The 12,032-nt window shown below is 70.6% G+C and carries 13 protein-coding genes; 5 read left to right on the forward strand and 8 right to left on the reverse strand.

The features are described from left to right. Positions 1-110 precede the first annotated feature (110 nt). Positions 111-278: a thiomuracin/GE37468 family thiazolyl RiPP peptide gene (locus AB0C59_RS17800; protein WP_363005451.1), complete on the reverse strand. Its 168-nt coding sequence runs from the start codon at positions 276-278 to the stop codon at positions 111-113. Positions 279-295: 17 nt separating this feature from the next. Continuing rightward, a complete protein-coding gene (locus AB0C59_RS17805) occupies positions 296-1,369 on the reverse strand; it encodes an LLM class flavin-dependent oxidoreductase (protein ID WP_363005453.1) in 1,074 nt (357 codons plus the stop codon). Between the two features lie 406 nt (positions 1,370-1,775). On the opposite strand from AB0C59_RS17805, the gene AB0C59_RS17810 reads away from it, so the two are divergent. Then, complete coding sequence (locus AB0C59_RS17810) at positions 1,776-3,806, forward strand: radical SAM protein (RefSeq protein WP_363005455.1); 2,031 nt, start codon at positions 1,776-1,778, stop codon at positions 3,804-3,806. A gap of 65 nt (positions 3,807-3,871) precedes the next feature. Here AB0C59_RS17810 and AB0C59_RS17815 read toward each other — a convergent pair whose 3' ends face one another. The 5 genes from AB0C59_RS17815 to AB0C59_RS17835 form a co-directional block, all read right to left on the reverse strand. Then, the gene (locus AB0C59_RS17815; protein WP_363005457.1) at positions 3,872-4,474 is read right to left on the reverse strand and encodes a response regulator transcription factor; all 603 of its coding nucleotides are present in this window, start codon (positions 4,472-4,474) and stop codon (positions 3,872-3,874) included. Beyond that, positions 4,471-5,586 (reverse strand): sensor histidine kinase, encoded by a 1,116-nt coding sequence (locus AB0C59_RS17820; RefSeq protein WP_363005459.1) that lies wholly within the window; start codon positions 5,584-5,586, stop codon positions 4,471-4,473. Before AB0C59_RS17820 ends, AB0C59_RS17815 begins: the two co-directional genes overlap by 4 nt. Then, the gene (locus tag AB0C59_RS17825; protein ID WP_363005461.1) at positions 5,583-6,368 is read right to left on the reverse strand and encodes an ABC transporter permease; all 786 of its coding nucleotides are present in this window, start codon (positions 6,366-6,368) and stop codon (positions 5,583-5,585) included. The genes AB0C59_RS17820 and AB0C59_RS17825 overlap by 4 nt, the downstream gene beginning before the upstream one ends. Next, complete coding sequence (locus AB0C59_RS17830) at positions 6,368-7,273, reverse strand: ABC transporter ATP-binding protein (protein WP_363005463.1); 906 nt, start codon at positions 7,271-7,273, stop codon at positions 6,368-6,370. The genes AB0C59_RS17825 and AB0C59_RS17830 overlap by 1 nt, the downstream gene beginning before the upstream one ends. Before the next feature lie 85 nt (positions 7,274-7,358). After that, on the reverse strand, positions 7,359-7,772 hold the full coding sequence (locus tag AB0C59_RS17835; RefSeq protein WP_363005465.1) for a helix-turn-helix domain-containing protein: 414 nt from the start codon (positions 7,770-7,772) through the stop codon (positions 7,359-7,361). A 692-nt stretch (positions 7,773-8,464) separates the two neighbouring features. On the opposite strand from AB0C59_RS17835, the gene AB0C59_RS17840 reads away from it, so the two are divergent. The 4 genes from AB0C59_RS17840 (at position 8,465) to AB0C59_RS17855 (ending at position 11,875) form a co-directional block, all read left to right on the forward strand. Next, positions 8,465-8,587, forward strand: coding sequence for a hypothetical protein (locus AB0C59_RS17840; RefSeq protein WP_363005467.1), 123 nt, complete (start codon positions 8,465-8,467; stop codon positions 8,585-8,587). Then, a complete protein-coding gene (locus tag AB0C59_RS17845; RefSeq protein ID WP_363005469.1) occupies positions 8,587-9,918 on the forward strand; it encodes a GAF domain-containing SpoIIE family protein phosphatase in 1,332 nt (443 codons plus the stop codon). The genes AB0C59_RS17840 and AB0C59_RS17845 overlap by 1 nt, the downstream gene beginning before the upstream one ends. Before the next feature lie 101 nt (positions 9,919-10,019). After that, the gene (locus AB0C59_RS17850; protein WP_363005471.1) at positions 10,020-11,033 is read left to right on the forward strand and encodes an MASE1 domain-containing protein; all 1,014 of its coding nucleotides are present in this window, start codon (positions 10,020-10,022) and stop codon (positions 11,031-11,033) included. 176 nt (positions 11,034-11,209) lie between these two features. Beyond that, positions 11,210-11,875 carry a hypothetical protein gene (locus AB0C59_RS17855; protein WP_363005473.1) on the forward strand — a complete coding sequence of 222 codons (666 nt, stop codon included), beginning with the start codon at positions 11,210-11,212 and terminating at the stop codon, positions 11,873-11,875. Here the strand turns inward: AB0C59_RS17855 and AB0C59_RS17860 are convergent. Further along, on the reverse strand, positions 11,821-12,030 hold the full coding sequence (locus AB0C59_RS17860; protein WP_363005475.1) for a WhiB family transcriptional regulator: 210 nt from the start codon (positions 12,028-12,030) through the stop codon (positions 11,821-11,823). The two genes, AB0C59_RS17855 and AB0C59_RS17860, sit on opposite strands and share 55 nt — an antisense overlap. Positions 12,031-12,032: the final 2 nt, after the last annotated feature.

Here is a 12,032-nt window from a genome sequence, read left to right on the forward strand (position 1 = left end):
CTTCGTGCGTTCATTGATGACGGGTCAGGAGGAGGACCGAGAGCCACCCGGTCCCCGTTGACGAACACGCACCGGCTAGAGCACATGTGCCAGGGTCATCAGCACCCGGATCAGGTGCAGGAGCAGCACGGGCAGCAGCAGCAACAGCTGCTCGCACCGCCGGAAGCGGACAGCTCCGTGAGGCCGTAGCCGGCCGTCACGGACGCGGGCACGACTTCACCCAGGTCCACCAGTTCGAAGGCGCTGTCGTCCAGCACCAGGTTCTCGAACTCCTCCATGTCTTCCACCTCCCTTCTCACAGTGACGTCACCTCGGGCAGCACCTTGGCGCAGAAGATCTCCAAGGTCTGCCGAGCCTCGGCGAGCGGCATCGCACCGAAATCGATCTGCCACAGGATCTGGTCGACGCCGCCGATGTGGTCGTTGAACGCGCGGATGCGGTCGATGACGGTGGCCGGCGATCCGACGATCGCGCCACCGTCGGTGAAGAGTTTGGCGGGCTGCAGGCCGCGCAGCATCCAGCCGAATCCGGAGTAGCCCCGGTAGGCAGAGGACTCCCTTCTGTCCCACGGGCTCACGGCCTGCGCCCACACGTCCAGATAGCGGCGCAGGTAGGTCTCGGCGATCTCCTCCGCGCGCTCGTCCGTGTCCGCCACCACCAGGGGCAGGCTGGCCGCGACGCGGGGCCGCGGTCCGCTGTCGCCGTGCGCGGCCCGGAACGCGTCGCGGTAGAGGGTCAGATGGTCGCGGAACTCGTGCGGTGAGATCAGCGGGGTGATGAGCAGCCCCAGCCCCTGCGTGCCCAGCCAGGTGAAGCTCTCCGGCGTACGCACCGCCGCGCCCCACACCGGCGGGTGCGGTCGCTGGGTGGGCCGCGGCAGTCCGGTCACATCGGAATAGGAGAAGAAAGGCGTCCGCTCGGTGACCTTCTCCTCGGTCCATATCCGCAGCACCGCGCGTATGGTCTCGCGGAACCGGTCGGTGCTCTCGTCCATCTCCAGGCCCAGTGCGTCGAACTCGTCGGGCAGATAGGCCCGAGCGAATCCCACGTCGAGCCGGCCCCCGCTGATCGCGTCCACCTGCGCGGCTTCCGCGGCCAACTGAACCGGGTGATGGAAGACCGGGAGGACGCAGCCGGTCATGAGTCTGACCGAACTCGTCCGCGCGGCCACGGCGGAAAGGAAGCCGAGCGGGCTCGGGCAGTATCCGCCGTAGTGATGGAGGTAGTGCTCGGTCATTTTGACTGACTCCAGGCCGCCCAACTCGGCCTGGACCGACAACTCCAGCGCATCACCGAAGTAGGTCTGCGGAGACTTTGTCTCCGGCGTACAGTCAGGAAGAAAAGAAAGACCGAAGCGCACCGATATCACTCCCTAACAGCCGGACTTTGCCGGATGTTTGCCAGATCAATTTCCGAGGCACGCGTCAATACGGTCCGGAGAGCTTGTCGGCATCACCGAGTTGATTCGCGGCCGACGCTACAACGAGCCACCTGAGCAGTCAATATACGTCGCCCGAACTCCCTTGCCCGGCAATACCCTCAGGTCCGCGCCGGTATTCTCGGAGATACTTAGGAGCAGTATCACCGGGGATACTTACAATGCAAAGTGCGCGTTATTGACGCATCCGCTCGGCACTGCGACCGTGTGCGTCTGCCGCCGGCTTGTACAGGGCCCGGTCGAGGGCGCCGTACCGTCCGGCGGATCTCGGGGCGCGAGTCGGCGAGGCCGCGTCAACTGACTCTGCGCGGACGGATGTGCGGCTATGACCTCCACCATGGACACGACTCACGCCATCGGCACCGGGGAGCCGTCGGCGCCGAGGTCCCCCGGGAAGAAGTCCGTGCAGCTCGTGGAATTCACCGCGATGCACGGCGTCCGGTACAGCGTCACCCTCGGCTACCTCAAGGCGACCGCGATCGCCGACCCCGAGCTGGACGCGGCCTGCGACTTCCGGATCAGCGTGCGCGAGCAGAGCGGCGGCGCGCGGGCGGTGCGGGAACTGCTCGACTCCTGGGACGAACCGTTCGCCGTCGCGCTCACCGTGTTCTTCTGGAACCGCGCCCAGTCCCTGGAGTTGGCCCGCCAGGTGAAGCAGCGCTGGCCGAACTGCCGCGTGGTCGTGGGCGGGAACGACGTCAGCCATCAGCAGGAGGCGCTGTTCTCGGAGGCGCCCTGGGTGGACGTGCTGGTGCACGGCGAGGGCGAACTGCGCTTCCGCGACCTGATGCGCCGCCTCCTCGCCGACGGGGATCTCGCCGCGCTTCCCGGCATCAGCCACTGGGCGGACGGCGCCGTCGTCACCAACCCGGACGCGGACCGCATCACCGACCTCGACCAGGTCGTCTCGCCGATCCTGACCCCGGTGTACTCCGACGAGGAGATCACCGGCTCGTCCATGATCGTCTACGAGACCAACCGGGGCTGCCCCTACAAGTGCGCCTTCTGCTACTGGGGCGGCGCGACCAACTCCAAGGTGCGCCAGTTCGACCTCGAGCGGATCTTCGCCGAGTTGGACCGGTTGATCCGGCTGATGCCCACGGACGCCACGCTGTTCATCGCGGACGCCAACTTCGGCATCCTCGCCCGCGACCGGCAGATCGCGGAGCGGATCGTGGACCTCAGCCGGCGCTACGACAAGCGGCTGATCATCAGCACGAACTGGGCGAAGAACAGCAACGAGCGCATCGTCGAGATCGCGAGCATGCTGCACACCGCCGACCTGACCGGTGCGATCACGCTCTCCGCGCAGTCCTTCGACACGGAGGTGCTCAAGATCGCCAACCGCGCCAACATCCGCACCGACCACTACCGCAGGCTGCTGTCCCGCTTCCGCGAACTCGACGTGCCCACCTACACCGACCTGATCTGGGGCCTGCCCGGCGAGACCTACGACTCGTATATGAACGGTGTCGAGGAGGTGCTGACGGCGGGCGGCTCACCGGTGATCTATCCGCTGCTGCTGCTGAACAACACCGACTACTCGCGGGAGTCGTTCCAGGACGAGCACCAGGTGAAGACCCGCTGGATGCCCTGCGACGTCACCAATCCCGAACTCGTCGCCGACGTCGTGGTCGCGCACGACGCCATGACGGCCGAGGAGTGGGCGCGCGGCATGGAGTTCCGGGTGGCCATGACGCTGTTCCAGAAGGTCCTGATGCGCTGCGCGCTGCGCGTCCTGCACGCGACCACGGGCGTGCGCATGGTGGAGTTGTGCCGGCGGCTGTGGTCGTTCCTGCTCGACGACTGCGCCGACCCGTTCCTGCGGGCCGTCGCCCGCAATGTCGCCGCCACCTACCAGGAGCCGACGGCCGTGGACATGGCGCTGCTCCGGACGGTCATCGGCGACCAGATCGTCGTGCCCGAGGAGATGCACTTCCAGGCACTGCTGTGCCGCGCCGTCACCACCGAGCGCGCCACCGGCGACCTCCTGCGCGCCGCGGTCGACCGGCTGTGCGCGGGGCTGGCGGACTCCGGGGTCGAGGTCGACCGTGTCCTGGTCGACGGCGCGCTGACGGTGGACCTCGCGGCGAGCACGATCCTGCGCGCGAGCATGCGCAAGGAACTCGTCGAGGCGGAGTTCGCCGTGCCGCGGCGGGGCTGGGACCTGCTCGTCTCCTCCGGTGACGTGCCGTCGAGCCTCGACACCGGCGGGCAGGGGGGCACCGTGCGGGGCACGGTGTGGGCACCGCCGCGCTGGGTGCACTACCCGATCAGCGTGTACGCGCTGTCGATCTGGCACGGCACCGGCCGGCCGCTGCACGACCTGCTGTTCGCCCTGCCCGACCCGCTCCGGGTCACCGCCTGACCCCGGCCGGGGCCGCCGCGGCCGCCCGCCCCTCCCGCCGTCCCCGTCGGGCGACCGGACGGGCCTCAGAGCCAGCCGCGCGTCCGCGCGGTCCTGGCGGCCTCCGTCCGGTTGCGCGCGCCCAGCTTGGCCATCGCACTGGACAGGTAGTTGCGCACGGTGCCCTCGGCCAGGAACAGCCGTGCCGCGATCTCGGCGTTGCCCGCTCCCTCCGCGACCGCGCGCAGCAGCTCGCGTTCCCGGTCGGTCAGCGGATCCGCCGCGTCCCACGCGGCCACCGCCAGTTCCGGCGTGATCACCCTCTCGCCCGCGTGTACCCGGCGCAGCGCCGCCGCCAGTTCACCGATCGGCGCGTCCTTGAGGACGTACCCGGCCACCCCCGCGTCCACCGCGCGGCGCAGATACCCGCTGCGCGCGAACGTGGTCACGATCAGCACCCGGGTGGGATCGCCTCGGGCGTGCAGCTCGGCGGCCAGGTCGAGCCCGGTGCGGCCGGGCATCTCGATGTCGGTCACCAGCACGTCCGGCCGGTGGTCGCGCACCGCGGCCAGCGCGTCGTCGCCGTCGGTCGCGGTCGCCACCACCGTGATGTCCGGTTGCAGGTCCAGCAGGGACGCGAACGCGCCCAGCACCATGCCCTGGTCCTCGGCCAGTACCACTCGGATCATCGGGCCACCTCCACCGGCACCGTGATGGTCAGCGTCGTGCCGGCCGAGCCGGTGCGCTGCACCGCGCCGCCGAGCTTCGCGACCCGCTCCCGCAGCCCGGTCAGTCCGGTGCCCTCCGGGGTGTCACCGCCGACGCCGTCGTCCGCGATCACCAGCGACACCCGTTCCTCGTCCGCGTCCAGTCCGATGCGGCAGCTGGAGGCCCGCGCGTGCCTGGCCACGTTCGTCACCGCCTCCCGCAGCGCCAGTCCCAGTTCGTGCTCGGCCGCCGCGACCAGGATCAGCCCGTCGTCGTAGTCCACCCGCAAGGTCACCCCGGTCACGGCCAGCGCACGCCGCGCCGCCTCCAGTTCCGCGCGGATGCTGGTGCGCCGCCAGCCGGTGACGGTGCTGCGCACCGCGGCCAGCGCCTCCCGGGCGTTGTGTTCGATCTCCTCGGCCTCGGCGCGCGCCCGCTGCGGGTCGCCGTGCACCAGCTCCTTGGTCAGCTGCGCGCGCATCACCACCGCGGTCAGCGAATGCCCCAGCAGGTCGTGCAGGTCGCGCGCGATCCGTTCGCGTTCCGCGAGGGTCGCGAGCAGTTCGACCTGCGAGGTGCGCAGCCGCTGGTTCTCCAGTTCCCGCCGCCGGTCCCGCTGCCCCAGTTCGAGCAGTCCGATCACCCAGATCAGGACGAGCGCCGATCCGAAGCCCCACAGCCGGTAGGGCATCGGCACCTGGGAGACCAGCGCGGTCGCGCAGTCCAGCACGGTCAGGCCCGCGAACCACCGGCGCGCCTGGTGCCAGGGCAGGGTGTCGCCCGCGATGGCCGCGGCGTAGACGAACACCACGCTCGCGTTGGTGTTGAGCGGCGTGGCCAGCGCGCCGACCACGGCCATCGGCACGATCGACGTCCAGACGTGCCGCGCGGCGGGCCCCCGGAGCAGGGCCGTCGCGTACAGCGCGGCGGTGGCCGCGCACACCGCGAGCGCCAGCGGCCACTCCCACCACGTCTCGTCCCCGGAGAAGTACGGCTGCGCCGGCACGAACAGCAGATAGCCGAGGTACACCCAGTCCCAGGTCCGCAGCCGCGCGGCCGCGAACCGGGGAGCGGGGGCGTCGTCGTCGCTCATGTCCGCGCGTGGCGGTAGGACATCGCGGCCACGGCACCCGCCACCACCGCGGTGACCACCAGGGCGAGCACATGGATCCCGGCAGTGCCCTGGCCGAGTTGGGCGAGCCCCAGCTGCGCGAGGTGATAGGTGGGCAGGAACTTCGCGATGCTCCGCACCGTCGAGGGCAGGAACCGGATCGGGATCCACAGCCCGGACAGCACCGCCAAGGGGAACAGCACCGCGTTGAGCAGCGCGATCGTCGCCCCGGTGCGGAACCGCAGCCCGACGGCCACGCTGAACAGCGTGAAGGGGACGGTGCCGAGGAGCAGGACCGCCGCCAGCCGCAGCAGCGCCCAGGGCGAGGCGTGCAGCGTGCCGAACGCCGCGGCGGCCACCCCCATCAGCACCAGCACGCCCACCCCGTACAGGAGCGCGGCCGCGGCCTTCGCGGCGAGGCTGATCCCGATCGGCACCGCGGACACCCGCTTCATGCGCAGCCAGCCCAGGTCCCGGTCCTGCGCGACCCCGATCCCCGGTTGCAACGCGGCCACGGTGATCGCCCCGTAGGTGCCGAACGTGGCCACCATCGCCGTACCTGCCGAGAGTCCCTGGGTCACGCCGTGCCCGTAGAGCAGGTTGAACAGGACGAAGAAGCCGACGGGCATGAGGATGCTGAAGAACAGCGACATCGGCTCCCGCACGATCGCCCGCAGTTCGTCCCGCACCTCCACGCCGAAGATCCGCACCATCATCGCGCTCCCGCCGTCCCGCTCCGCCGCGGGCGTTCCCGTCGTCGCCATCAGGCGGCCACCTCCTGGGCGTCGGTCAGCGCGAGGACGGCTTCCTCCAGGCCCGCGTCCCGCACCCGCAGGTCCGACAGGTCCGGGTCCCGGTCCAGGAGTACGCGCAGCAGTTCCTCGGGCGAGCGGGTCTGGATCGTGACCCGGTCGTGCTCGGACACGACCGAGAGCACGCCGGGCAGTTGCTCCAGGGCGCTCCGGTCCAGCCCGGTCCTGACCGTCACCGTGCGGTCCGGCAGCCGGGACACCAGCTCCTGGGGCGGCGCGTCCGCGAGGATCCGGCCGTGGTCGAGCACCACCACGCGGTCCGCGACCGCGGCCGACTCCTCGATCAGATGGGTGGTCACCAGCACCGCGGCGCCCTGTGCCCGGCGCCGTGCCAGGATCTGCCAGAAGTGCCGCCGGGCGGAGGTGTCCAGACCGACCGTCGGTTCGTCCAGCACCAGCAGGGCCGGTTCGGTCACCAGCGCCATCGCCAGCTGCACCCGCTGCTTCTGCCCGCCGGAGAGCTTGGCGACCCGTCTGCGGGCCAGATCGCCCAGCCCCAGTTCCTCCAGGACGGGGCGGGCCGCCGCCGCCCGCAGTCCCCCGCGGACGGCCGCGCCGGTCACCAGCTCGTTCACGGTCAGGGTGTTGGGGAACCCGAGCGTCTGCTGCGCCACGCCCAGCCGGCGGCGGGTCGCGGCGCGGCGCGGATCACCGCCCATGATCCGCACACTCCCGTGCTGGGGCGCGAGCAACCCGACCGCGATCATCACCAGGGTCGACTTGCCCGCCCCGTTCGGCCCGAGCAGGGCGACGCACTCCCCCGGTTCGACTCTCAGGTCCACGTCGTCCAACGCGACCGTCTCCCCGTATCGGTACCGCAGCCCTTCGGCCGTCATCACCGTCTGTGTCGTTCCCATGCCGCCACGCTTCCGTCCGGCGAACCACACGGGTAGTGCTGCCCTGTCACGCCCTCGTCATGACAAATGTCAACTCCTGGCCGCGTCAGCGCACGTGCGCGTCCAGCGTCTCCTGCTCGGAGTTGTGCCTGCGGTCGTACTCCGTCTGGTGCGCCCTGATCCGGTCCGTGTGGTCGACCGTCCAGGCGTACAGCCGCCCCAGGGTCTCCCTGAGGGACTCACCGAGGGGTGTGAGGGAGTACTCGACGCCGACCGGCGAGGTCGGCAGCACCCGTCGCACGACCATGCCGTTGCGTTCCAGGCGCCGCAGGGTCTGGGTCAGGACTCGCTGGGTCACGCATTCGAGATGCCGCCTTATCTCGTTGAAACGTCTGGGCTCGTCGAGGACGGCCAGGACGGCCATCGACCACTTGTCGGCGATCTGGTCGAGTATGGGGCGGCTGGGGTGCTCGGGCCGGTAGACGATGTCGACGACGGCATTGGTTTCGTGCGTGGCCATGCCGGTAACCTCCGTGATCCATACGCTTGGCAGCACAGTGATATCTGCATGCTCAGGTGGTGGCGGAGCGTAAGATCACGTCACCCACTACCTGAAAACCCCGTGACCGACATTCCGTCATCGGGGTGTGGGGGGTCGTGGGTTGGAGTTGTGCAGCATGCCCGCGCTCGTGCTTTCCCGTTTTCTCGCCCCGGTGGGGCGATGAAGCGACTGGATTTCCCATGATGTTCCACCGGTCGAGTGGTCCTGGTCATTCGTCCCGCGGTGCGCACCAGGATCGACTGGTCGTCAGGTCACGCGATGGACCGATCGCAAGGGTCCGGCCCGATCGCCGATTCCCAGTTGCGGAGATTCCGCGAACGCCGCCCCGTCGCGACTGTGGCCGCGCGAAACGCCCCATCGCGCCTGCGCCTGGTGTGGTGGCATGATGACTACGCTACGGATCTCCCCCGCAGGACGTTGTGTGAAAATAGCACATTTGGCCGATAGTTGGGGAATCGTGGCCGGTTCCCGCCGCGATACGGCCGCTCGGATCACCGTCGGCCGCCGTGCGGTCAGGGGATTTAGTCCGGCGACCTGAGTTTCATTCATATGACGGTGTGCGCCATGCCGCTTTCGGCGTAATGGGCCGGTCGGGCTCCGGGGCGCGGCACCCTGTGCGAGTCGATCACGGTCATGTCAGGAGACTGTGGGTGCACCGATCGCGTGAATGGCCGTACGAGCGGGCCCGGCACCTCGGGCTGCCCGCGTTCCACAGGCGGTTCGTGCCGGTCGTGGCCGCCGTGGACGCGTACCGGTCCTCCCGGCGCGCGTGATGGCGGTCGGCGACGAGGGCAAGGGGGCGAGGCAGCCGCGCCGGCCCGACCTGCTGGCGCGCCTGGACGCCGAGTTGGGCCGGATCGACCGGGAGCTCCACTCACTCGCCGTCGCCAAGAGCCGGATCCAGAGCCTGCTGGACGCGGTGGTGGCCATCACCCGGGAGGTGGAACTGCCCGCGGTGCTGCACCGCATCGTCACCACGGCCATGGACCTCGTCGGCGCCCGCTACGGCGCGTTGGGCGTCCTGGACGAGTCCGGCGAGCACCTACGGCAGTTCATCGTCGCCGGCATGCCCGCGCAGGAACGCGCGGCCCTGGCCGAGGTGGCGTTCCCACGGGGCCTGGGCGTGCTGGGACACCTGATCCGCCACCCCGAGCCCCTCCGCGTCGACGACATCCCCTCCCACCCGGCCTCGGCCGGGTTCCCGCCCGGCCACCCGCGCCTGCACACCCTGCTCGGCGTCGCCATCAGCGTCCGCGACGAGATCTACGGCGATCTCTACCTGTCCGAGCGACACGACGGCCGCCCCTTCGACGCCCACGACGAGGACATCGTCGTCGCCCTCGCCAGCGCCGCCGGCATCGCGATCGAGAACGTCCGCCTCCTGGAACAGGTGCGCGCCGGATCCGAGCAGTTCCAACGGCGCCTGCTGCCGACCCTGCCCGACATGCGGCCCTTCGACGCCGCCGCCATCTACCGGCCCGCCGCCGAACCCCACCATCTGGGCGGCGACTGGTACGACGCCATCCCGCTGCCCGACGGCGCGGTGGCGGTCGTCATCGGCGACGTGGTGGGCCACGACCTGCACGCGGCCGCCGCCATGGCCTCCACCCGCAACATGCTGCGCGCACTGCTGTTCACCCTGCGCACCCCGCCGAGCGCCGTCCTCGCCCAGCTCGACCGCACCCTGCAGGCCATCACCGACACCCCCGTGACCACCACCGTCCTGGCGCGCATCGAACCCGAAAGGGCCGCCTGGAGACTGCACTGGAGCTCCGCGGGCCACGTCCCGCCCCTGCTGGTCACCCCCGACCGCGGGGCCCGGTACCTGGCCGGCGAGCCCGGGCTGCCGCTGAACGTCACCAGCGAGCAGCCCCGCCCCGACCACATCCACCCCCTGCCCCGGGGCACCACCGTGGTCTTCTTCACCGACGGCCTCATCGAGCATCCGGCACGCCCCATCGACGAGGGGCTGGACGAACTCGCCGCACTCGCCACCGCGTACGCCTCCCTGCCCCTGAAGGACTTCGTGCGGGCTCTCGCCGACCACCACCCCAGCGACGGGCACGACGACATGGCCATCCTCGCTCTGCGCACCCCGCGCTGAAGCACTCCTCGAAAGGTCGCACGGATGAACGGCGGTGTGGTGGATCCGGCGGGATCAGCGGGCAAGGGACGGGCGGGCACGGCCGGCCGGAAGGCCTCCCGATGACCACCACCCGCCACGACAGGCTGCGGCGTACCGGTGTGACGGTCCTGCAGATCGCCGCCGTCGCCGCGTTGTACTTCGCCTCGGGCAAGCTGGGGCTGCTCCAGCAACTCGTGCGCGGCCAGGTCACCCCGCTGTGGCCGCCGACCGGCATCGCCCTGGCCGGCCTGCTGCTGATCGGCCCGAGGATCTGGCCCGGGATCGCGCTCGGTGCCTTCCTGATCAACGTCTCCCTGGGGCCGACCCTCGCCGCCGCGTCGGTGATCACGGCGGGCAACACGCTCGCCCCCCTGTGCTCCTACGCGCTGCTGCGCCGCGCCGGGTTCCGCACCCGGATCGATCGCTACCAGGACGCGCTCGCGCTGGTGTTCCTCGGCGGGCTCACCGGCACGCTCATCAGCGCGACCGTGGGCAGCGGGATCCTGCTGCTCGCCCACGCTCTGCCCGCCGGCGCGTTCTGGCCCACGTGGTGGGTCTGGTGGACCGGTGACGCGACGGGCGTCCTGGTGCTCACTCCGGTGCTGCTCGTGCTCCGCTCGGCGCGCCGGCCTCGCCGCACGCCGCCCAGCCGTTGGGAAGAGGGCACGCTGCTCGCGGCGGCCACCCTCGGCTTCGGGCTCCTCGCGAACGCCCCGGTCCCGCTGCTCTTCCTCGCCTTCCCGCTGCTGATCTGGGCCGCCTTCCGCTTTCAACTCACCGGAGCCGCGCCCTGCGCGCTGGCCGTCTCCCTCAGCGCGATCCTCGCCGCGACCCGCAGGACCGGCCCGTTCGTGGGCCACAGCCTGCTCACCGACATGATCGCGCTGCAGGCGTTCAACGGCGCCGCCGCGATGACCGCGCTGCTGCTCTCCGCGGCCGTCACCGAACGCAACGAGACCCTGCGGAAGATCGAGGAGACCTGCAGACGGCTCGCCGAGCTGGCGACGGCGATCGCATCGGACGCCGGTGGACCGTCCGCGCCTCCCGACGACCGGGACGACGCCGGGGAAAGCGACGGACCTGCCCGTCCGTGACACCGGACGGAACCGCCGCACCAGGGTGGCGGCTTTGATCCGGCGCGTCCGGGGCCGGGCGCGTCCCGCCCGAACCGCGATCACGCGTTGCTACGCTCCGTGTTCAGCAACTGCTCTGCGTGACATCCGGGTGGACCTTCCGTGCCCACCCTCCATGGACAGCTGAAGGAAGACCCATGCGCATCCGCTTCGTCATGCCCGCTCTCGCGGCAACGGCCGCCCTCGCCGCCGCCACCGCCGCACTCACCGCTCCGACGGCGGCGGCCACCTCCAAAGCCCCCAACGACCTGACCTACGGCAGCAACATCCTGCTGGAGAACCAGTACCGGGGCGACGGCGGTTACCTGGACACCAACGGCCTGTCCCACCACCAGGGCGCCGCGTACGACGTGAGCACCAACAGGAGCCCCAACAGCCGTGGCCCCAGGACGTCCGTCTGGAAGATCCTGTCCGCGACCGGTATCGCCAACGGCACCCGTGTCACCAGCGGCGACGTGGTCTACCTCGTCAACCAGTACGCCGGCGGCACCTACCTGGACACCAACGGCGTCTCCGCCCGCTCCGGCGCCAAGTACGACGTCTCCACCACCGTCACCAAGGACCGCGGCCCCGGCACCGGCAGGTGGCACATCTTCGGCAAGACCTCCTCCCCCACCGACGGCCACATCCGCACCAACGACGTCGTCAACCTGCTCAACGACTACGGCGCCGCCAACGGCGGCTTCCTCGACACCAACGGCCTGTCCCACCAGCACGGTGGCGCCAAGTACGACGTGTCCACGAGCCACTACGCGGACCGCGACCACGGCACCGGCTCCTGGAAGGTCCTGCACTCCTCCTGACCCGGCCACCGGCCGCGCGGACGCCCCCGACCGAGGCGTCCGGCGCCGGTCCCACCGACGGCTGACGGGGTCGCGCCCGGGCGCGACCGCCGTTCCCGCTCGGTCATCCCGCCCCAGATGCCGTGCTCGATGCGGTGATCGAGCGCATGAGCCAGGC

It is taken from the genome of Streptomyces sp. NPDC048664 (genome assembly GCF_040650555.1).
Classification (GTDB): domain Bacteria; phylum Actinomycetota; class Actinomycetes; order Streptomycetales; family Streptomycetaceae; genus Streptomyces.

Bases quoted from the DNA above. Each gene is read 5' to 3' on its own strand.
- AB0C59_RS17850 (WP_363005471.1), top strand. From the start codon at position 10,020: ATGACCACCACCCGCCACGACAGGCTGCGGCGTACCGGTGTGACGGTC.
- AB0C59_RS17820 (WP_363005459.1), bottom strand. From the start codon at position 5,586: ATGAGCGACGACGACGCCCCCGCTCCCCGGTTCGCGGCCGCGCGGCTG.
- AB0C59_RS17815 (WP_363005457.1), bottom strand. From the start codon at position 4,474: ATGATCCGAGTGGTACTGGCCGAGGACCAGGGCATGGTGCTGGGCGCG.
- AB0C59_RS17855 (WP_363005473.1), top strand. From the start codon at position 11,210: ATGCGCATCCGCTTCGTCATGCCCGCTCTCGCGGCAACGGCCGCCCTC.
- AB0C59_RS17830 (WP_363005463.1), bottom strand. From the start codon at position 7,273: ATGGGAACGACACAGACGGTGATGACGGCCGAAGGGCTGCGGTACCGA.
- AB0C59_RS17810 (WP_363005455.1), top strand. From the start codon at position 1,776: ATGGACACGACTCACGCCATCGGCACCGGGGAGCCGTCGGCGCCGAGG.
- AB0C59_RS17845 (WP_363005469.1), top strand. From the start codon at position 8,587: ATGGCGGTCGGCGACGAGGGCAAGGGGGCGAGGCAGCCGCGCCGGCCC.
- AB0C59_RS17825 (WP_363005461.1), bottom strand. From the start codon at position 6,368: ATGGCGACGACGGGAACGCCCGCGGCGGAGCGGGACGGCGGGAGCGCG.
- AB0C59_RS17800 (WP_363005451.1), bottom strand. From the start codon at position 278: ATGGAGGAGTTCGAGAACCTGGTGCTGGACGACAGCGCCTTCGAACTG.
- AB0C59_RS17835 (WP_363005465.1), bottom strand. From the start codon at position 7,772: ATGGCCACGCACGAAACCAATGCCGTCGTCGACATCGTCTACCGGCCC.